This window comes from Pseudomonas sp. Irchel 3H9 (assembly GCF_900187495.1).
Taxonomy (GTDB): Bacteria; Pseudomonadota; Gammaproteobacteria; order Pseudomonadales; family Pseudomonadaceae; genus Aquipseudomonas; species Aquipseudomonas sivasensis.
This window is the reverse complement of record NZ_FYDK01000003.1, coordinates 541131-560032: the sequence shown is the minus strand read 5'-3', so window position 1 is coordinate 560032 and position 18902 is coordinate 541131. Positions and strand designations below refer to the sequence as shown.

General features: G+C 61.1%; 14 protein-coding genes. 4 read left to right on the top strand and 10 right to left on the bottom strand.

Features of this window, described 5'->3' with window-relative positions; all coding sequences use genetic code 11:
* Positions 1-41: 41 nt before the first annotated feature.
* Positions 42-1457 carry an acetyl-CoA carboxylase biotin carboxylase subunit gene (locus tag CKW32_RS14335; RefSeq protein WP_003213442.1) on the top strand — a complete coding sequence of 472 codons (1416 nt, stop codon included), beginning with the start codon at positions 42-44 and terminating at the stop codon, positions 1455-1457.
* Between the two features lie 11 nt (positions 1458-1468).
* Positions 1469-3277 carry a sodium-extruding oxaloacetate decarboxylase subunit alpha gene (oadA, locus tag CKW32_RS14330; protein ID WP_032884481.1) on the top strand — a complete coding sequence of 603 codons (1809 nt, stop codon included), beginning with the start codon at positions 1469-1471 and terminating at the stop codon, positions 3275-3277.
* Positions 3278-3337: 60 nt separating this feature from the next.
* Here the strand turns inward: oadA and CKW32_RS14325 are convergent, their stop codons facing one another.
* The 3 genes from CKW32_RS14325 to CKW32_RS14315 all read right to left on the bottom strand — a co-directional run bounded on the left by CKW32_RS14325 (position 3338) and on the right by CKW32_RS14315 (position 6400).
* A complete protein-coding gene (locus CKW32_RS14325; protein WP_095185243.1) occupies positions 3338-4648 on the bottom strand; it encodes an autotransporter domain-containing protein in 1311 nt (436 codons plus the stop codon).
* Positions 4649-4811: 163 nt separating this feature from the next.
* Positions 4812-5582, bottom strand: a complete 771-nt coding sequence (locus CKW32_RS14320) for an amino acid ABC transporter permease (protein WP_095185242.1) — start codon at positions 5580-5582, stop codon at positions 4812-4814.
* On the bottom strand, positions 5579-6400 hold the full coding sequence (locus CKW32_RS14315; protein ID WP_095185241.1) for an ABC transporter substrate-binding protein: 822 nt from the start codon (positions 6398-6400) through the stop codon (positions 5579-5581). Before CKW32_RS14315 ends, CKW32_RS14320 begins: the two co-directional genes overlap by 4 nt.
* 112 nt (positions 6401-6512) lie before the next feature.
* On the opposite strand from CKW32_RS14315, the gene CKW32_RS14310 reads away from it, so the two are divergent.
* A complete protein-coding gene (locus CKW32_RS14310; protein ID WP_095185240.1) occupies positions 6513-7409 on the top strand; it encodes a homocysteine S-methyltransferase family protein in 897 nt (298 codons plus the stop codon).
* A 3-nt stretch (positions 7410-7412) separates the two neighbouring features.
* Here the strand turns inward: CKW32_RS14310 and CKW32_RS14305 are convergent, their stop codons facing one another.
* From CKW32_RS14305 to CKW32_RS14295, 3 genes are read right to left on the bottom strand one after another with little or no spacing between them, the layout of a single operon-like run.
* Positions 7413-8087, bottom strand: coding sequence for a GNAT family N-acetyltransferase (locus CKW32_RS14305; protein ID WP_032884476.1), 675 nt, complete (start codon positions 8085-8087; stop codon positions 7413-7415).
* A gap of 10 nt (positions 8088-8097) precedes the next feature.
* Positions 8098-8544 carry a GNAT family N-acetyltransferase gene (locus CKW32_RS14300; protein WP_095185239.1) on the bottom strand — a complete coding sequence of 149 codons (447 nt, stop codon included), beginning with the start codon at positions 8542-8544 and terminating at the stop codon, positions 8098-8100.
* Positions 8541-9179, bottom strand: coding sequence for an FMN-binding negative transcriptional regulator (locus tag CKW32_RS14295; RefSeq protein WP_095185238.1), 639 nt, complete (start codon positions 9177-9179; stop codon positions 8541-8543). Before CKW32_RS14295 ends, CKW32_RS14300 begins: the two co-directional genes overlap by 4 nt.
* A gap of 87 nt (positions 9180-9266) precedes the next feature.
* Between CKW32_RS14295 and CKW32_RS14290 the strand changes: the two genes are divergently transcribed.
* Positions 9267-10862, top strand: a complete 1596-nt coding sequence (locus CKW32_RS14290) for a PLP-dependent aminotransferase family protein (protein WP_095185237.1) — start codon at positions 9267-9269, stop codon at positions 10860-10862.
* Here CKW32_RS14290 and CKW32_RS14285 read toward each other — a convergent pair.
* The 4 genes from CKW32_RS14285 to CKW32_RS14270 form a co-directional block, all read right to left on the bottom strand.
* Positions 10817-15460 (bottom strand): dermonecrotic toxin domain-containing protein, encoded by a 4644-nt coding sequence (locus CKW32_RS14285; protein ID WP_095185236.1) that lies wholly within the window; start codon positions 15458-15460, stop codon positions 10817-10819. The genes CKW32_RS14290 and CKW32_RS14285 overlap by 46 nt on opposite strands.
* Before the next feature lie 166 nt (positions 15461-15626).
* Positions 15627-16718, bottom strand: coding sequence for a polyamine ABC transporter substrate-binding protein (locus CKW32_RS14280; RefSeq protein WP_095185235.1), 1092 nt, complete (start codon positions 16716-16718; stop codon positions 15627-15629).
* Entirely contained in the window at positions 16715-17749 is a 1035-nt protein-coding gene (locus CKW32_RS14275) for a histone deacetylase family protein (protein ID WP_095185234.1), read from the bottom strand. The genes CKW32_RS14280 and CKW32_RS14275 overlap by 4 nt, the downstream gene beginning before the upstream one ends.
* A gap of 137 nt (positions 17750-17886) precedes the next feature.
* Complete coding sequence (locus CKW32_RS14270; RefSeq protein ID WP_032884469.1) at positions 17887-18879, bottom strand: AraC family transcriptional regulator; 993 nt, start codon at positions 18877-18879, stop codon at positions 17887-17889.
* Positions 18880-18902: the final 23 nt, after the last annotated feature.

Genomic DNA, 18902 nt, shown 5'->3' with positions numbered 1-18902 from the left:
GGGGTCGAAGAACGCAGCAATCGGCTCAAGGGAATTTCCAAGTGATAAAAAAGATCCTGATCGCCAACCGTGGTGAAATTGCCGTACGAATCGTGCGTGCTTGCGCCGAGATGGGCATTCGCTCGGTCGCGGTCTATTCCGACGCCGACCGCCACGCGTTGCACGTTAAACGTGCCGACGAAGCTCACAGCATTGGTGCCGAGCCTTTGGCCGGTTATCTAAACCCGCGCAAGCTGGTGAACCTGGCCGTGGAAACCGGTTGTGATGCGCTGCATCCTGGCTATGGCTTCCTGTCGGAAAATGCCGAGTTGGCAGACATCTGTGCTGAGCGTGGGATCAAGTTCATCGGCCCGTCCGCTGAAGTGATCCGCCGCATGGGCGACAAGACCGAAGCGCGCCGCAGCATGATCAAAGCCGGCGTGCCGGTCACGCCAGGCACCGAAGGCAACGTCGCCGACATCGCCGAAGCCCTCACCGAAGGCGACCGCATTGGTTACCCGGTGATGCTCAAGGCCACCTCGGGTGGTGGCGGTCGCGGGATTCGTCGTTGCAACAGTCGCGAAGAACTTGAACAAGCCTTCCCCCGCGTCATCTCCGAAGCCACCAAGGCCTTTGGTTCGGCGGAAGTGTTCCTGGAAAAATGCATCGTCAATCCCAAGCACATTGAGGCGCAGATCCTCGGTGACAGCTTTGGCAACGTGGTGCACCTCTTCGAGCGCGATTGCTCGATCCAGCGTCGCAACCAGAAGCTGATCGAGATCGCCCCAAGCCCACAGCTGACCCCTGAACAGCGCGCCTACATCGGCGACCTGTCGGTGCGCGCGGCCAAGGCCGTGGGCTACGAGAACGCCGGTACCGTGGAGTTCCTGCTCGCCGAGGGCGAGGTGTACTTCATGGAAATGAACACCCGGGTTCAGGTGGAACACACCATCACCGAAGAAATCACCGGGATCGACATCGTTCGTGAGCAGATCCGCATCGCCTCGGGCCTGCCTCTGTCGGTGAAACAGGAAGACATCCAACACCGTGGCTTCGCGTTGCAGTTCCGCATCAACGCCGAAGACCCGAAAAACAACTTCCTCCCGAGCTTCGGCAAGATCACCCGTTACTACGCGCCCGGCGGTCCCGGCGTGCGCACTGACACGGCTATCTATACCGGCTACACCATCCCACCGTTCTACGACTCCATGTGCCTGAAACTGGTGGTGTGGGCGTTGACCTGGGAAGAAGCCATGGACCGCGGCCTGCGTGCCCTGGACGACATGCGCCTGCAAGGCGTGAAGACCACCGCCGCCTACTACCAGGAAATCCTGCGTAACCCGGAATTCCGTAGCGGCCAGTTCAACACCAGTTTTGTGGAAAGCCACCCTGAGCTGACCAACTACTCGATCAAGCGCAAACCCGAAGAGCTGGCCCTGGCCATCGCCGCCGCCATCGCCGCCCACGCAGGCCTGTGAGGAACATAATAATGAGCAAGAAAATCTTCGTTACTGACACCATCCTGCGCGACGCCCACCAATCGTTGCTGGCGACCCGCATGCGTACCGACGACATGCTGCCGATCTGCGACAAGCTCGACAAAGTTGGCTACTGGTCCCTGGAAGTCTGGGGCGGCGCGACCTTCGACGCCTGCGTACGCTTTCTGAAAGAAGACCCGTGGGAGCGTCTGCGCAAACTGCGCGCCGCGTTGCCTAACACCCGCCTGCAAATGTTGCTGCGTGGTCAGAACCTGCTGGGCTACCGCCATTACAGCGACGATGTGGTGAAAGCCTTCGTCGCCAAGGCAGCAGTGAATGGCATCGATGTGTTCCGTATCTTCGATGCGATGAACGATGTGCGTAACCTGCGCGTGGCCATCGAAGCCGTAAAAGCCGCCGGCAAACATGCCCAAGGCACCATCGCTTACACCACGAGCCCGGTGCACACCATCGACGCGTTCGTGGCGCAGGCCAAGCAACTGGAATCCATGGGTTGCGATTCGATCGCGATCAAGGACATGGCCGGCCTGCTGACCCCATACGCCACCGGCGAGCTGGTCAAGGCGCTGAAGGCCGAGCAGAACCTGCCGATCTTCATCCACTCCCATGACACCGCCGGCTTGGCCGCGATGTGCCAACTCAAGGCCATCGAAAACGGTGCCGACCATATCGACACGGCCATCTCCAGCTTCGCCTGGGGCACCAGCCACCCGGGTACCGAGTCGATGGTCGCCGCCCTTAAAGGCAGCGAATTCGATACCGGCCTCGACTTGGAACTGCTGCAAGAGATCGGTCTGTACTTCTACGCCGTGCGCAAGAAGTACCACCAGTTCGAAAGCGAATTCACCGCCGTCGACACCCGTGTGCAAGTCAACCAGGTACCGGGCGGGATGATTTCCAACCTGGCCAACCAGTTGAAAGAGCAGGGCGCCCTCAACCGTATGAGCGAAGTACTGGCCGAAATCCCGCGTGTGCGTGAAGACCTCGGCTTCCCGCCGCTCGTGACGCCAACGTCGCAGATCGTCGGCACTCAAGCGTTCTTCAACGTGCTGGCCGGTGAGCGCTACAAGACCATCACCAATGAGGTGAAGCTCTACCTGCAAGGCGGCTACGGCAAAGCGCCGGGCACTGTGAACGAGCAGTTGCGTCGCCAGGCCATCGGCAGCGAAGAAGTGATCGACGTGCGCCCAGCCGACCTGCTTAAGCCAGAGATGACCAAACTGCGCGGAGAAATCGGCGCATTGGCCAAATCCGAAGAAGACGTGCTGACCTATGCCATGTTCCCGGACATCGGCCGCAAGTTCCTCGAAGAACGCGACGCCGGCACCTTGGCCCCGGAAGTGTTGTTACCCATCCCTGAAGCCGGCGGCGTAGCCCGTGCAGGTGGCGAAGGTGTGCCGACCGAGTTCGTCATCGACGTACACGGCGAAAGCTACCGCGTGGACATCACCGGTGTCGGCGTAAAAGCCGAAGGTAAGCGTCATTTCTACCTGTCCATCGACGGCATGCCGGAAGAAGTGGTGTTCGAGCCGCTCAACGAATTTGTCGGCGGCGGCAGTAGCAAGCGCAAGCAGGCCAGCGAGCCGGGCCATGTCAGCACCGCAATGCCGGGCAATATCGTTGACGTGCTGGTCAAGGAAGGCGACGTGGTCAAGGCCGGTCAGGCAGTGTTGATTACCGAAGCCATGAAGATGGAAACCGAAGTGCAGGCACCGATTGCCGGCAAGGTGACCGCTGTCCATGTGGCCAAGGGCGACCGGGTGAACCCTGGCGAAATCTTGATTGAAGTCGAAGGCTGATACAGCCTTCGACACTAACGTTTAATCCTCGGGGGGCATGTGCCCCCTTTTTTTTCGCCTTTAAAACGCCATCGCCCACTGGCCCGTCAGACCCTGGTTGCGGCTGTTGCTGCCAAATTCCGCGGTGTAGGCCAGGCCGACGCTGTGTTCGGCCGACAGCGTCAGGTCCAGGCCGGTGCGCAGCGCGAGGCTGTTGCGGTCAAGAGATGTGCCGCCGATGGTGAACTCACTGTTGAAGTCCTCGCGTTTTTCATGGACGAAGGACTGGCGCACGCGGCTGTCGACATTGCCATACAGGTGTTTCCAACTGCTGCTCAGGTGCGGTTTGAGGATCATGCGGTTGCCCAGCGCGAAGTCTTGGGAGACACGCACGCCGAAGGTATTGCTGAGGTTTTGCTGGGTTTGTGCGCCAACGTTCAGCGCGCCGTAGCCGCCTTTTTCCTCGAAACGATCACGCTGGTAGCGCTGGAAGCCGACGGCGGCATAGGGTTCGGCACGCCAGCCGGCAGCGTCCAACTGATAGCCCAACTCGGCAAAAGCGTTCTGGCTGTGGGCCTTGTATTTGCCGCTAAGCTGCTCACGATAGTCGAGCAAGCCTAGATCGACCGAGCGTTTGTTCTGCCCGCGATGGCTGCTGTAAAGCGCACCGAGGCGCATCGAGAGCGGCCCGTCCTGACGTGCGGCGTAGGTGCCGAGGTGCCAGCTGTCCACTTCACCCTTGAAACCCTTGGTGCTCAAGTCGCTGCCGGACTTGCCGCCCACCACACCGATTCGCCACGCGTGGTCGATTGACCAGTCGGCGCCGAGCAGCACGCCTTGGGTGCTTTGGCTCAAGCCGGCGCTGCCGTGTTGGGCGTCGAGCCTGCCGCCGCTGTCCAGGCCCTGCAGCCAAACTCGGCCTGTCTCGCGGGTGTCCATATCTAACTGACGTACTGCCGAGAGCAGGCTGGCGTTCAACTGCTTCAGGGCGTTTTGCGTGGCGGTGCCCAGATTGGCGTTTTGGCTGCCGGCCAGTTGCTCAAGCGCGGCCCCGACCTGGCCGGGTGCAAGGCTGGACAGGTACTGGCCGTAATCGTCCAGCTCGTCCTTGGCCTGTTCGCTGATTTCGTCCGACGCGTACAGTTCATCCACGGCAGCGTCGAGCACGCGGGCGACGTTCAGGCCGTTGCGACTCGTCGCCCGATCCGCGAAGTAGAAGTCATCTGGCCCTGGGACGGCCGGTTCGAACTGTCGGCTTTCATCGGGCATGACAATCCAATCAAGCCATTCGCTGTCCGGCTCCATATCGCCCCGTGCCTGCGCGTCTTGAGTACTCGCGACACCCAGCGACAGCATGATCGCCAGTGCGAGTTGTTTGTGTATGAACGGCATGTAGGCCCACCTCTTGATATTTGAGGCGGGGAATTTAGCGATGCTCAGGCGGGATAAATGTCAGGCGCAGTGCCGCTGGATTGCAGGAGACTTCCCAGGTCTTGTGCGATAAGGCGCGCGGTTTGCAGAGGGGGGGGCGGGTGCGACGCGCGCGCTACTGACTTCACCCGCGCCGAACATAGCCCTTGCCAAAGTGACGTTCCATCCGCGCCTGGATCAATTCCAGGGCGAGGGACATCACCCAGTAGATGATCGCGGCAGTGGTGAGCATCTCGATGTAGCGATAGCTTGAGCGGCCGTAGGATTGCGCGAGGAACATCACTTCCCACACGCCCATCACCGAGATCAGGGACGAGTCCTTGAGCATCGAGATGAATTGGTTAGTCGCGGGCGGAACAATGGTGCGCATGGCTTGGGGCAGGGTGACGTGCCAGAAGATCGCGTTATCGCGCATGCCCAGCGCGAGGGCGGCTTCGCGTTGGCCGTGGGGCACGCCAAGGATGCCGGCGCGGAAGATTTCGCTCAGGTACGCGCCATAGTTCAGCGACAGAGCAATGATCCCAGCCGTGATCGCGCCGGGCACCAGGCCCAGTTGCGGCATGCCCAGATAGATCAGCAGGATCTGGATCAGCAACGGCGTGCCACGGAAGAACGAGGCGTAGAAGGTGGCGATGCCAAACGCCACCGCGCTTCTGGACAGGCGCCCCAGTGCCGTGACGAAGCCCAGCGCCGACGACACCAGAATCGAACACAGGCACAGGAACAGCGTTAACGCCGCGCCCTGCAGGAAACCATTGGGCGCCAGGTGCAGGCCGACCAGGTTGGGCAGCTTGTCGAGAATGATCGAGAACTTCAGGTCAAAGCTCAGGAAGAAGCTCGCAAACAGGGCGAACAGCGCCGCCCAGGTCAGGTAAAGCCGCGTGCGAAAACTCATCGGCTGATATCAGCGCCGATCCATTTTTGCGACAGCTTGCTCAAGGTGCCGTCCTGCTTGAGCTGGGCAAACACCTCACGCACTTTGCTGTCCCACGCGGCGTCGCCTTTTTCGATAGCTACCGAGTTGGGCTCCGAGTACAGCGGTTCGCCAGCAAGCTTGAAGCGTTTGTCCTGGGTCAGGCGAGGCTGTGCGGTCACCAGGTTGGTAAGGATCGCGTCCAGGCGCACGCCGGCGCCGAGACCGAGGTCCTGGAAGGCGACGTTGTCAGTGTCGTACGGCGCGATCTGCACCTCTTCGAACGGGTACTGCAGTTGCGTGTCTTCGGCGCCTTCGATCACCAGGTTCTTGTTCAGGTAGCTTTCATAGCTGGAGGCACTGGTGAGGCCGACTTTCTTGCCGCTCAAATTCTTGGCGGCGTGAATGCGGTCGTCCTTGGCATTGACCACGATCACGGCCGGCGAGGCGTAGTACTCCACCGGGAAGTCGAACACTTCGGCGCGAGCCTTGCTCGGGGTCATCGAGCAAATGCAAATATCGTAGCGCCCGCTCCAGCGGCCAGCGGCGATCACGTCCCACGATGGCGTTTCCAAACGCAGCTTCACACCCAATTTTTGCGCCACGGCCTTGGCCACATCGACGTCAAAACCATCCAGCTGGTTCTGGTCATTGAGAAACGAGAACGGCGGATAGCTTTCCATCAGCACGCCCACCAGCTCTTTTTTCTGTTCGATCCGGTCCAGGGTCGTACCGCCAAACGCCTGGGTGGAGGCAGCCAGTGTCATCAGGCCCAGGGCCAGCAGGGGTTTAAGTTTCACGAAGGACACCTTTAGAAAAAAGAGTTGGTATGAAGCGAATTGAACGTATTAAATAGTTATAAGAACGACTCTCATAGTGAGTTATTTTCATAAGCTTATGAGTAAAAAGCATATGGGCGCAGAAACAGTAATTCTCGATGGCGGCATGGGCCGTGAACTGCAGCGCCGTGGCGCGCCGTTTCGCCAGCCGGAGTGGTCGGCATTGGCGCTGAGCGAAGCGCCGCAGGCGGTGGAGGCTGTGCATGCGGCCTATATCGACAGCGGTGCCAACGTGATCACCAGCAACAGCTACGCGGTGGTGCCGTTTCATATCGGTGAAGCGCGGTTTGCTGCCGAAGGCCAGGCCTTGGCGGCGTTGGCCGGCGAATTGGCGCGTCGTGCGGTAACGGCGTCGGGCAAAAACGTGCGGGTGGCCGGTTCGCTGCCGCCGCTGTTTGGCTCCTATCGTCCGGACTTGTTTGAAGCACAGCGCGTGTCTGAGTTGCTCACCCCACTGGTGCAGGGGCTCGCGCCCCACGTCGACTTGTGGCTGGCGGAAACCCAGAGTTCAATCGTCGAGGCGCGGGCGATTCATGCCGGCCTGCCTCAGGATGGAAAGCCGTTCTGGCTGTCGTTTACCTTGAAAGATGAAGACACTGACGACGTCCCGCGCCTGCGCTCCGGCGAGCCGGTGGCAGACGCGGCCGAAGTAGCGGCGCAGTTGGGTGTGCAAGTGTTGTTGTTCAATTGCAGCCAGCCGGAAGTGATTGGCGCGGCCATCGACGCGGCGCGTCAAACCTTCGAGCGTCTGGGCGTGTCGATCCAGATCGGCGCCTACGCCAATGCCTTCCCGCCGCAACCCAAGGAAGCCACGGCCAACGATGGCCTGGATCCGTTGCGCGAGGACCTCGATCCGCCGGGCTACCTGCATTGGGCCGCGGACTGGCAGAAACGCGGTGCCAGCCACCTGGGCGGTTGCTGCGGGATCGGGCCGGAGCACATTGCGGTGCTGGCCCAGAAGCTGAACTAAGGCTTAAGCCTGGCGGCACTGCGCCAGGCTTTTTACCTGACCCGAGGCGGTTTGGTTGGACTCCGACAACCACGCCTCAAACCCCGCGCCCACCGTCGGCCATTCCGAATCCAAAATCGAATACCACGCCGTATCCCGGTTCTGCCCCTTGACCACCATATGCTGGCGGAACACCCCCTCAAAACTGAACCCCAACCGCTCAGCCGCATATTTGGAGCGGGCGTTGCCGTTGTTGCACTTCCATTCCAGGCGGCGGTAGCCCTGCTCGAACGCGTATTTGGCCAAGAGGTACACCGCTTCGGTGCTTTTGGGTGAGCGTTGCATCGGCGCGCCGAAGGTGACATGCCCGATTTCTATGCGGCCTTGAGCCGGGACGATGGACATCAGGCTGAGGATGCCCTGCACCTGGCCGGTCGCGCGGTCGACGATGCTGAAGAAGTACGGGTCGGTATTGGCCGCGTGGTTGTTCAGCCACGCATCGAACGCGGCGCGCTCGGTAAACGGGCCGTACGGCAAGTAATCCCACAGCTTGGGGTCGGCGCCGGGGCCTTCGAGGGCTTGCCACAGTTGATCGGCGTGGCGCGCCGGGTCGAGTTTTTCCAGGTGGATAAAGCGCCCTTCGAGCAGTTGAGCGGTGGGCGCCGGGACGCCTTTCCAGTCGGCGAGGGAAGTAGACATGCTGCGCTCCTTAAAGACCTTTACGAAATTGAATGAAGCCAGGGCGTTCGGCGATGTGCTCGTAGAGTTGGATCGCGGTGGCGTTGGTCTCGTGGGTCAGCCAGTGCACCTTGCAGCAGCCGTCGGCCTTGGCAGTTGCGTAGACGAACTCGATCAGTTTACGGCCGACACCGGTGCCGCGTTGGGCAGGGTCCACCAGCAAATCCTGCAAATAGCAGGAGTTCTCGATGCTCCAATTAGATCGGTGATAGATGAAGTTGACCATGCCCACCGCCTTGCCGTCCTGCCAGGCCAGTGCCGAATGGGTCGGCTCGCTGGCGTCGATCAGGCGCTGCCAGGTGCTTTGGCTGACGGCGTCCGGCAGTTCGGTGTTGTAGAACGTCAAGTACGCCTGCCACAGCGGCAACCAGGCGGCGTGGTCGGCTGCGGTGACCTGGCGGATGTCGATCTGGCTCATTCTGAAACTCCTTGGGGAATAAAGCGTGCGAGGGTCTGGTCGCGCACGTCCGCGCTGGCGGCGAGGCCGTCGCGCACGCCGGCGATGTCCGCCGCGCTGCGGTTCTGGCTGAGTTTGCGTTTGCCGATCAGGCGCTCGATGGGCAATGCAAAGCCGACGATGGCCTTGAGCATGCCGTCGATGTAATCAGCGGGGGCGTCGCTGACTTTCCATGGTTGCGCACGGTTACCTTCGTGGCGGTCGGTGAGGGCGCTGACCAGCGCCAGCAGGCGCTCGGCATCGGTAAACACCTCGGCCTTGCCGTAAGCATGCACGGCGATGTAATTCCAGGTCGGCACCACTTTGCCGTGCTCGGCCTTGGCCGGGTAAAACGCCGGACTGATATACGCGTCGGCGCCGGCAAAAATCAGCAGGGCGTCGTTGCCATTCTGTAAATCGCGCCACTGCGGATTGGCCTTGGCCAAGTGCCCGTAAAGCGTGCCGTTGGGGCCTTCATCGGGGTTGAGCAGCAGCGGCAAGTGGCTGGCTTGCAGGCCTTGCTCGCCAAAGGTCACCAGTTGCGCCAGGCGGGTGTGCTGGATCAATTGATGCAGTTCGGGTAAGTCGTCGAGGGCAAAGGCGCGAGGTGTGTACATGAATATTTTCCTTGGCGAATGCCAGCATCCTAGGCAGGCTAATGGTCCGTTGTAAGAGCCATCTACAGCCAATTTCATAGGTCCAATATGTCGCCGACTGCGCCGCCTCTGTCATTCAACCCCGCCGGTATCGAGCTGGATCGCGGCCAGGGCCTGACGCGTCAGCTCTATGAAGCCCTACGCCAGCGCGTACTCGATGGTCGCCTGATCAGCGGCACGCGCCTGCCGGCCAGCCGTGACCTGGCCGCCGCGCTGTCGATTTCGCGCAACAGCGTGGTACGTGCCTACGATCAGCTGTATGCCGAGGGGTTTATCGAAGGGCGTGTCGGCGATGGCACTTACGTCGCTCAACTGCCCTCGGCGAAAAAACTATCCACAAAAGTATCCACAGGGTTACACACAGGCTTATCCCCAGCCTTATCCACAAAATGGGAAAATTTGCCAGCGGATCTCGATGATGAAGTTATCCACAGACCGGCCTTGGGGCGACTGCAAAACCACTACCTGTCGCAGCCACCCGCAGGGCCGCCGAAGGCGTTTCGGGTCGGTGTGCCGGCTTTCGATCTGTTCCCGTTCGAGGTCTGGGCCAAGCTGAACGGGGCCTTCTGGCGCAAGCCGGACCTGCAACAGCTGTGCTATGGCGACCCTGCAGGCGATGGGCGTCTGCGCGGGCTGATCGCGGCATACCTGCGCAGTTCGCGGGGGATGCAATGTACGGCTGAGCAAATAGTAATCACCAGTGGTGCACAGCAGGCGATTAGCCTTTGTGCACAGTTGCTGGTGGAGCCCGGCGATGGCGTGGCCGTGGAAAACCCTGGCTATCGCGCCGCAGGCCATGCATTTGCCCTGGCCGGTGGGTGCCTGCATGGGGTGCCGGTGGACAGTGACGGCATCGACTGCCAGGCCCTTGATCAACTGGGCGACTGTCGCCTGGCGTACGTCACGCCTTCCCATCAATACCCTTTGGGCGTGGTGATGAGCCTGGCGCGGCGCTTGGAATTGCTGGCCTGGGCCGAGCGCCGAGGCGGCTGGATCGTCGAAGATGACTACGACGGCGAATACCGATACAGCGGCGCGCCCCTGTCACCGTTGGCCGCGCTGGACCGCAGTGGTCGCGTGCTCTACGTGGGCACCTTCGGCAAAGTCGCGTTTCCGGCGCTGCGCCTGGGTTATCTGGTGTTGCCGTCGGGTCTGGTGGACGCCTTCTCACGGCGCCGCGCTGTCGACATGCGCCACTCGGAAGTCAGCACTCAGGCAGTGATGGCCGAGTTCATGGCGGCGGGCCATTTTCAACGGCACATCCGCCGCATGCGCCGCGCAGCATTAAGCCGGCGCAATGCCTTGCTGGCCGGTTGGCCCAGCGGTCTGCCGGGGGTTGGCGAGTTGCCGAGCGTAGCGGCGGGGCTGCACATGACGGTGCGCGTGGACAGCTTGGCCCGCGAACAGCAACTGCTGGAGCAGGCCCGCTCGGCCGACGTGGAGGTCAATGGTCTGAGCAGCTACTGGCTGGCGCACTCCACCACGCCGGCGGATCAACGCGCCGGCCTGGTGTTGGGGTTTGCCGCCGTGCCTGAAGCCGCGATTGCCGACGCGCTGAAGCGTCTGCGCAAGGCCTGGGGCGCCGACAAGCAGCACGGTCAGCTGTCAAAAAACAGCGATTTGGCGAGTTTCGACCCGATCTGACTGCGGTAAATCGCGATCTGGTCGTGGTCGTTCAAGCCGGTGCGCTGCAGGCTTCCCCCTTGCTTCTGTTGTTCACGCGTCTTGAGGTGCCCGGCGATATATTCTTCGGCGGCCGCTTGCGCTGAGCTGTAGTGAAAGTGGGCATACCACAGCACGTTGTGGGTTTGATGGTCGCGTATTTCGTACTCGTCCAGAAAGTCTTTGCCCGGCCCCTTGAGGCGACGCCGGGTGATGACCTTGGCAATTTCCACCAAACCCCGGTCAAACAGCCACTCCACCCGTGCCGCTGTGGGCGGTTGCTGCTTGGTCATGCTGATCCGGGTCGTGGTGCCCAGCTCGTACAGGCGCTGCGCCGTGTCGTTGAGCTGCTTGTTAGTGGAGGCTGCGGAAGGGCGATCGCTTTCGGTCAGATTACGTTGGGTCAACGCTTCTTCGATGCGGCTGACGGCACGCTCCAGGCGAGCGGCGTATTGGTGGAACATCTCCTCGATTTCGACCGGAATGCGCCTAGCCTTTTTTGAGTGGCCCAGGGTCCGCAAGGTCGCGGCAGGTTCGTCCTGAAGCAACTGGTCACCCTCTTCGAGGCTCACGTTCAGGTCTATTGCCTGGGGCGGTCGCGGTCCGGAAGGGCGGCTGTCGCGTTCGACCCACACCCCAGGCTCTTTCTCATGGAAGGTCGCAATGACTTTGCCCGTCAGCGGCGACTTTACATCCACCAGCCCTTCTTCGGCCGCGCGCGGTTCGCCGACCACCACGCCGTTGAAGCGTGTCTTGATGATCTTGCGCTTGGGGGGTGATGCGGTTTTCGAACTGCCGGGCTTGGGCTCCAACGCTTTGCTTTCCCTGAGCAACAGGGCCAGCTCGCGAACGACGTGCTGATTGAATTCGTTGATCTGCTTGCGCAGGGTTTCCAGGGGCTCGCGCTGTACCTGCTCGGGGTATTCGGCATGCAGGTCCAGCAGGCGCTGGTCAACGATGGAAAATTGATCGACCAGGCTGTTGAGCACGTCGATACGCTCCTCCAACGAGCGAATAGCCGTGTCGGCCAGCGCCTCCGTGCAGCTCTGTATGTGAAGATCGGCGGCATCGACAATGGTGTCGAGCAGGGCGCGCGCAGTATCGAACGCTTCGCCGTCTCCCTCTTGGACGCACAGGTGACGGGCCAGGGTGACTTGAAACGCCTTCAAGTCTCGCAATTGAAGCTTGGGCAGAGCGTGTTGCGTGCTCTGAATGACCTTGTTGCCGTCGATGCCAAGCGTTTCCAGTTCATGAAAACGTGTCTCCACGTACTCCATGCGTCTGATCATTTCGCCCGTCATGTCCGACATGGCCCGGGCGGTTTGTGTCTTGGTCTTGGCATCAATGCCGGTGACCGACTCAAGGCTGGGGACGGAGCTTTCCAGGGTTTCACGGAACCGCGGTAAGCGTTGGTTGATGGCGGAGCGCGTCAACAGCAGTTGCTTGTGCAAATAGTCGATCATGGAGCTCTGGTAGTTGGGCACGTTATCGATAATGCCCAGTGACCTGAGTTGGCGGATCGGCACGTCGTAATCTAGGATTCGGGCGTCGACCTTGTCGATGAAGCTCTGGCGGCGCAATTCGGTGGAGGGGCCTGCTTCGTCGCCTATCGCCGTGTGTGCGCCGGCGATTTCCGACTGCCTGCTGCGCTCATTGGCGTCGAATTCGTCGAGCTGCCTGCGCAGGTCGCCGATTCGAGACGTATTGCGGGTTTGCACGGCCTTGCGCCGGTTTTTGAAGCCACCACCGCGCAGGCGCAGGCGTGTGTCCACAAACCATTGGCCCGCCTTGTTGTTGAGTAGCATGGGGCCCATTCGCGAGGGATTGCCTGGGTCGATGATGACCACGTTATCCGCTTCGTCTACGTTGACTTCGAACCAGCGCGTGCCGACCACGGCGTACCATTTCTGGGCGTTCGGGTAGAGGTGCAGATAGATACCAGGCTCTGTGACCTGAGGTTCCAGGCCCGCGGGCCTCTCGATTTTGAAGCTGTCCAGCGTGGCCTCCAGGCTTGGACGGTCGGTGGGGATGGCGCCGCGAATGTTCAGCAGGCCCTGATGCCGACTCGGCAGCTCGGTGCCCGTTACGTTGTCCAGCCGGGCCACGGAGGTTTTGCTGGGCGGCGGCTCGATTTTTTCGGCGGGTTCGACCGCTGACGATTCTGTTTTCAGCCTGGTTTCTTCGCTGGGTTTTTCGACCGGCGCGTGACGCAAGGCCCCGTGCAGCGCCAGGGCCATGCCAAGGTTGAGTAACAGGTCGACCTGGGCTATCCAGGCGCCTTCGGGGTCCGCTTCGGGGTTGTCCTGCTGGGCGATGTCCTGCAAGTCATCCATGATCTGCCAGATCCAGGCGGCGATACCGGCCGTGCGCCCCAGGAACGGCAATGTCGCATTGAAGATTTGCCAGCCTGCCTGGCGCAAGGTTGCCCAGCGTTTTTGCGCATTGGAGACTGACTGGCGGCCCGCCAGTTCGACCATGGCCTCGGCATTGGCTTTGAACAGTGCGACCAGCGGGGCTGCGCCAAGCACCTGGTCGCTCAAGGTAATGGAGCCGCTCATGTACACCATGACCTGCGGCTCGACCAGCCCTCGAATGACCGTCCATGGCGATGGCCATTTATCGGGGAATACATACTGCGCGTAGTTGAAGCGCGCCGCCTCTGGCAGCCAGGCCAGCACCGAGTCGCGAAGTAGGCGCGTGTGTTTGATGGCGTAGATCAGGTTTTGCCGTGACGGATACTGCAGCAGCGTTGGTTCCAGCAAGGGACGGTACAGCAGGCACGGGCCCGCGGCGGCGTCTTTGGCGCCGATCACGAACATATTGGCAACCACATCCTGATCATTGCCGGGGCGCAAGGTCGGTAAGAATGCCAAGGGGCGAATGACAATCTCCTGCCCGTCGACGAGTCGCCCGTGGTCTTCGTCCTGCATTACGGCAGCGACGTAGCGCGCACCGAGTTCATCGACCCCGTGCTGTTGGCGAATCTTGAGTTGCAGTGCCAGCAAAGGCAGCTGTACGCGCAAATGGTTGATGTAGAGCGTTTGTCTGCCCTTGGCCTGAACCGTATCTTCCAGCAGCGTGCGCTTGATCAGCGCCGGGTAGTGCTGGCCGATATCGATGTTTTCAATCACGCCCTTCAGGTAGGTGTAAGACAGCCACGGGGGAGCTGCGCTGCCGTTATAGAGCACGCGGGGTTGGCCGGTCGGCAGGCCTGTGAGGTTTTCCAGGGCTAGGTCGATCAGGTTACGGCGTGTGATGTCCGGCGCCGTGGGCACGATGAACGTGCTTCCCCAGACAACCGGGCTTTCGATGTGAACTTCGATCTTGTCGACGTTGATGTTTGCACCTTGGGCGTGCGCACGAATCTGGCTCTGCAACTGATCGCGGGTATATTCGCGGATCGGCGCAATATCGTCATTGAAGGACGCGCCCTTCTGGAGGGTATGCAACTCGGCAAGATCGATCAGGCGCCGACTGTAGATGGAAATATCCAAGTCCGAGGCGTGGGCCAGCCAGTCGGGCAACCGCTCATGGATGTTACGGATATTGGATAGCGAGTGATCGCTCAAGTCCTCGACCACCGGCAGGACGTTGGCAACCGCGACCAGGGGGCTGGCGTCGGCGTCCACGTTGATCGCTTTGCGGTCGTCTTTGTCAATCGAGCCTATTGCGTCGAGTTGCAACGCAATCAGTGCGCCGGCCAGGCTGTCGAAGAAATTGCCCGGCGGTTCGTACAGCCGCCACTGCAGGCTTAGCTCATTGTTCCGTGCGTTCATTCGGTCGGGCAGTTGTTCTCCGAATTGCTCCAGCGAGTCGAATTTTTCGTAGCCGTTGACCAGTGAGTAAGCCAGGACCCGCTGGCCCTGCTCATGCTCGCCAATCACTACGGCGATGTCCATGAGGGCGGTGTGAGCGGTCTGGCTGTCTTGCAGCGCATCGACGTCGATCAGGTAGGCGTGAGTGTTGTAGCTGTCCTGGGCAGAGCGTGTGGCTCGCTCCGGAAAAAGGAACAGCGACCTGGCTATGGCGCAATCATGTTCATCCCAGCCCTCTTGCGCCGTGACATTCCATACTTTGCGCAGGGATTGTGAGAACACTTTCCAGCGGTGCCCGCTTCGGCCATCGGAGGCATTCCAGTAATTGAGGTACTGCTCCTGGAAGGCAGACAGCATCAGTTCTGACAGCTCATTGATCATGCGCGCAATGGCATCGATTTTTACCGGTAAATGCACCGGTGGCCGGGCGTCGGGTTGCAGTGTCAGGAAGTGTTCGCCATCGAGGTAGATCACCGGCTTCGGGTTCAGCATCTGGCTTGCCAGCACCGAAGTGAGCGACATGGCATAGGCCGGGGCGGATAGGACTTGATCATCGACGACGCGCCAATTCGGCGTGACGACCATGGCCAGGTCCGGGTCGATGGCCAGGGTTGGATACAGCTCCTTGAGCGCCGAGCGCAGGGTCACGGCGGCCACCTCCCGGCTGTTCGGGCCGGAGGTCAGTTGAGTCAGTAGCTCATAGGTAGTAGGGGGTCGATTGTGGCTGGTGGCCGACGGATGATCAGGAAGCGTTGCTTCAGGCATAGGCAAGTCCTTTGCAGAAATGAAGGGCGCGTGAGCGTGGGTGGCTCGGGGCCCTTTCTTGGGAAGTACGGCGCCGGGGTGCGGCGCCGTTGCAGAGGACAACGGTAGTGAGGGGCGGATTGGCGCGGGCGGTAATTACTTAGCCTGAGTCCTGTGTGAGGGGCGGTCAGGTCCCCGATTTGATCTTGGTCCAGGCCCGGGTCCTGGCGCGTTCAGCTTTACTGTCCAACGGCTTCAAGGTGTACAACGTCGCCATCGCCGCCTCGGTCGGGTACAGGTTGGGGTTATTGCGGATGGTCGGGTCGACCCGTTCGGTGGCGTCCTTGTTCGGGTTGGGGTAGCCGACGAAATCGCTGATCGGCGCAATCACCTCAGGTTGCAGCAGGTAGTTGATGAAGGCGTAGGCGTCCTGCGGGTTCTTTGCGCCCTTGGGAATGGCGAGCATGTCGAACCAGATCGGCGCGCCTTCCTTGGGCAGGCGCATGTCCACGGTCACGCCGTTCCTGGCCTCCTTGGCGCGGTTGGCAGCCTGGGAGAAGCTGCCGGAATAACCGACGGCCACACAGATGTCGCCATTGGCGATATCGGCCATGTATTTGGAGGAGTGGAAGTAGGTGATGTTCGGGCGGATTTTAAGCAGCAGGGCTTCGGCTTTCTCATAGTCCTTCGGGTTATTGCTGTTGGGGTCCAGGCCCAGATACTGCAAGGCCAGCGGCAGGATTTCCGATGGCGAATCCAGCAGGGCGACGCCGCACTGCTTGAGCTTGCTGATGTTCTCTTCCTTGAAGATCAGGTCCCAGCTGTTCACGGGAGCGTTGTCGCCCAGCACGGCCTTGACCTTGGCCGGGTTGAAGCCAATCAGGATGGTGCCGTACATGTAGGGCACGGCGAATTTATTACCGGGGTCATTGGCCTCGATCAGCTTCATCAGCTTGGGGTCGAGGTGGTTCCAGTTTGGTAACTGGCTGCGGTCCAGGGGCTGGAACACGCCGGCTTCAATCTGCTTGGCCAGGAACACGTTGGACGGCACCACCACGTCATAGCCGGAGTTGCCGGTGAGTAGCTTGGCTTCCAGGGCTTCATTGGTGTCGAAGATGTCGTAGACCAGTTTGATCTGAGGGTTCTGACCCTTGAAGCCTTCCAGCGCCTTGGGGGTGATGTAGTCGAACCAGTTGTAGACCCGCAGGGTTCTTTCTTCGGCGTGGACGGCGCTGCTTAATACGGCGACGCACAACGCAAGCGACTTGAGCATGTTCATTGGATTGACCCCTCAAAACCTTCGAGAACGTTGACGGTATTGATGCCGATTTCTTCCACCGCGTAGCCGCCTTCCATGACGAACAGCGTGGGCTTGCCCAGCCGGGCGATACGCGCACCCATCGCCAGGTAATCCGGGCTGTCGAGCTTGAACTGCGAGATGGGATCGTCCTTGAACGTGTCTACCCCCAGGGACACCACGATGATGTCGGCGCCATAGCGCTCGATTTGCGCGCAGGCCTGATCCAGCGCGGCGCTCCAGGTATCCCAGCCGGCACCGGCCGGCAGCGGGTAATTGAAATTGAAGCCCTTACCGGCGCCGTCGCCCAGCTCATCGGCATAGCCGAGGAAGAATGGAAACTCGGCTTCCGGATGTCCGTGGATCGAGGTGAACAGCACGTCACTGCGGTCATAGAAAATCGATTGGGTGCCGTTACCGTGGTGGTAATCCACATCAAGGATCGCGACCTTGGCATGGCCTTGATCGAGAAAGGCCTGGGCGGCAATTGCAGCGTTATTGAGGTAGCAATAGCCGCCCATCAAGTCGCCTGCAGCGTGGTGCCCCGGTGGGCGGCAGAGGGCAAAGGCACTTTGAGCACCTTGTTGAATCGCTTGTTGCGCGGTCAGTGCCACCTGCGCTGCGCTATAGGCCGCTTGCCAGGTGCCGGCGGTGATCGGCGCGCCGCCGTCGAAGCTGTAATAGCCCAATTGACCGTGCAGGCTGGTGGGCAGCACGCGGCGCAAGGTGCGGGCTGGCCACGTGTAGGGCAGCAGGTCGCCGTCCTGGCCGAACTCAACCCAGCGTGCCCAGGCCCCTTTGAAAAAATCCAGGTAGGCGTGGCTGTGGATGCGTTGCAGCGGTGCCAATCCAAAGTCCTCGGGGGCTCGCACCGGCCCCAGATCACGGTCCTTGACCCGTTGCAGTACGTGATCAGCACGGGAGGGCATTTCGAAACAGGGCATCAGTTGCCCGTCCATCAGTTCGCATCGACCGTGGTGCAGATGATGATCGTCCGAGTAGATCGTCAGCATAGTGGTGTACTCGCAGGCGTTTGGCGGTGTCTTGCAGTGTTGCCTCGCCGGCGCGGCAAGAGAACGGCAGGAGCGGCCAAAAGGGGATGAATATGGCCAAAGGCACTGTCCGTATTCACCCCGCCTGGACGTGGGGATCAGGGGCGGAACTGGCTTGGCGCGACCCCGCTCCAGCGCACAAAGGCATGACGGAAGCTGGCGGTCTCACTGAACCCCAGGTGCTCGGCAATGCGGTGGATGGGCATTGCATCGTTGGCCAGCCACTGCTTGGCCTGCTCGAAGCGCAGTTCGTCGAGCAACTCCTGATAGCTGCTGCCCAAGTCATGCAGGTGCCGGCGTAAGGTGCGTGGCGAGCAATTCAACTGCTCCGCCAGTTTATCCAGCCCTGGCGCTGCCGGCAGTTGCGCCGCCAGCAGTTGACGCACGCGGCCCAGCCAGGCCTGGCGTCCGGTGAACTCGGTGTTTTGTTTGCGGCAGCGCTCGGTCATGGCGCGATGGGTGACGGCGTCGGCCAAGGGCAGCGGTTGATCGAGCCACTGGCGGTCGAAGGCAAAGGCGTTGCTGGTGGCGTTGAATTCCAGCGGGCAGGCGAAGCGCTCTTCGTAACGCGCCTGGTAGGTTGGCGCCGGGTATTCAAAACGCGCCCCCAGCAGAGGGAGCGGGCGACCGAGCAAGTCGTCGCAGATGACGTTGAGTGAAGCCAGGCACAACTCAATATTGAACGCGGCCAGCGCAGGGTCTTCACGGTAATCGCGGGCGGTGAACCAGACGCGTTGGCCGTCCTCCTCAAGGCTCAGCTCGAAAAGTGTTCCCAACAGCGCCGGGTAGCGCAGGGCCAGGCGCAAAGCGTCACCGAAGGTGGCACTGGTGAGCAGCGCGTAGCCCAACAGGCCGTAAGACGACACGCGCATGCGCTGGCCCAGTTCCAGGCCGATGGCTTGGCGCAGGGCCACCGCGTTGGCGCACACCTGCATTTCCTGGCGCGTGGTGATGCGTGTATCGGCGTGGTTCAGGTCCGCCGCTGCAATACCGCTGCCGGCCAACAGCACCTCAGGGCTGATGCCCTGGGCGCTGAAAGCCTCAAGCACCAGCGAAACGGCGTTGAGGGTAGTCAGGTGCGAGTGCAGCATGGGGATGATCCCGGCCAATGAAT

Coding starts and splice junctions, on each gene's coding strand:
- oadA (WP_032884481.1), top strand. CDS start 1,469: ATGAGCAAGAAAATCTTCGTTACTGACACCATCCTGCGCGACGCCCAC.
- CKW32_RS14325 (WP_095185243.1), bottom strand. CDS start 4,648: ATGCCGTTCATACACAAACAACTCGCACTGGCGATCATGCTGTCGCTG.
- CKW32_RS14320 (WP_095185242.1), bottom strand. CDS start 5,582: ATGAGTTTTCGCACGCGGCTTTACCTGACCTGGGCGGCGCTGTTCGCC.
- CKW32_RS14310 (WP_095185240.1), top strand. CDS start 6,513: ATGGGCGCAGAAACAGTAATTCTCGATGGCGGCATGGGCCGTGAACTG.
- CKW32_RS14305 (WP_032884476.1), bottom strand. CDS start 8,087: ATGTCTACTTCCCTCGCCGACTGGAAAGGCGTCCCGGCGCCCACCGCT.
- CKW32_RS14300 (WP_095185239.1), bottom strand. CDS start 8,544: ATGAGCCAGATCGACATCCGCCAGGTCACCGCAGCCGACCACGCCGCC.
- CKW32_RS14295 (WP_095185238.1), bottom strand. CDS start 9,179: ATGTACACACCTCGCGCCTTTGCCCTCGACGACTTACCCGAACTGCAT.
- CKW32_RS14290 (WP_095185237.1), top strand. CDS start 9,267: ATGTCGCCGACTGCGCCGCCTCTGTCATTCAACCCCGCCGGTATCGAG.
- CKW32_RS14285 (WP_095185236.1), bottom strand. CDS start 15,460: ATGCCTGAAGCAACGCTTCCTGATCATCCGTCGGCCACCAGCCACAAT.
- CKW32_RS14280 (WP_095185235.1), bottom strand. CDS start 16,718: ATGAACATGCTCAAGTCGCTTGCGTTGTGCGTCGCCGTATTAAGCAGC.
- CKW32_RS14275 (WP_095185234.1), bottom strand. CDS start 17,749: ATGCTGACGATCTACTCGGACGATCATCATCTGCACCACGGTCGATGC.
- CKW32_RS14270 (WP_032884469.1), bottom strand. CDS start 18,879: ATGCTGCACTCGCACCTGACTACCCTCAACGCCGTTTCGCTGGTGCTT.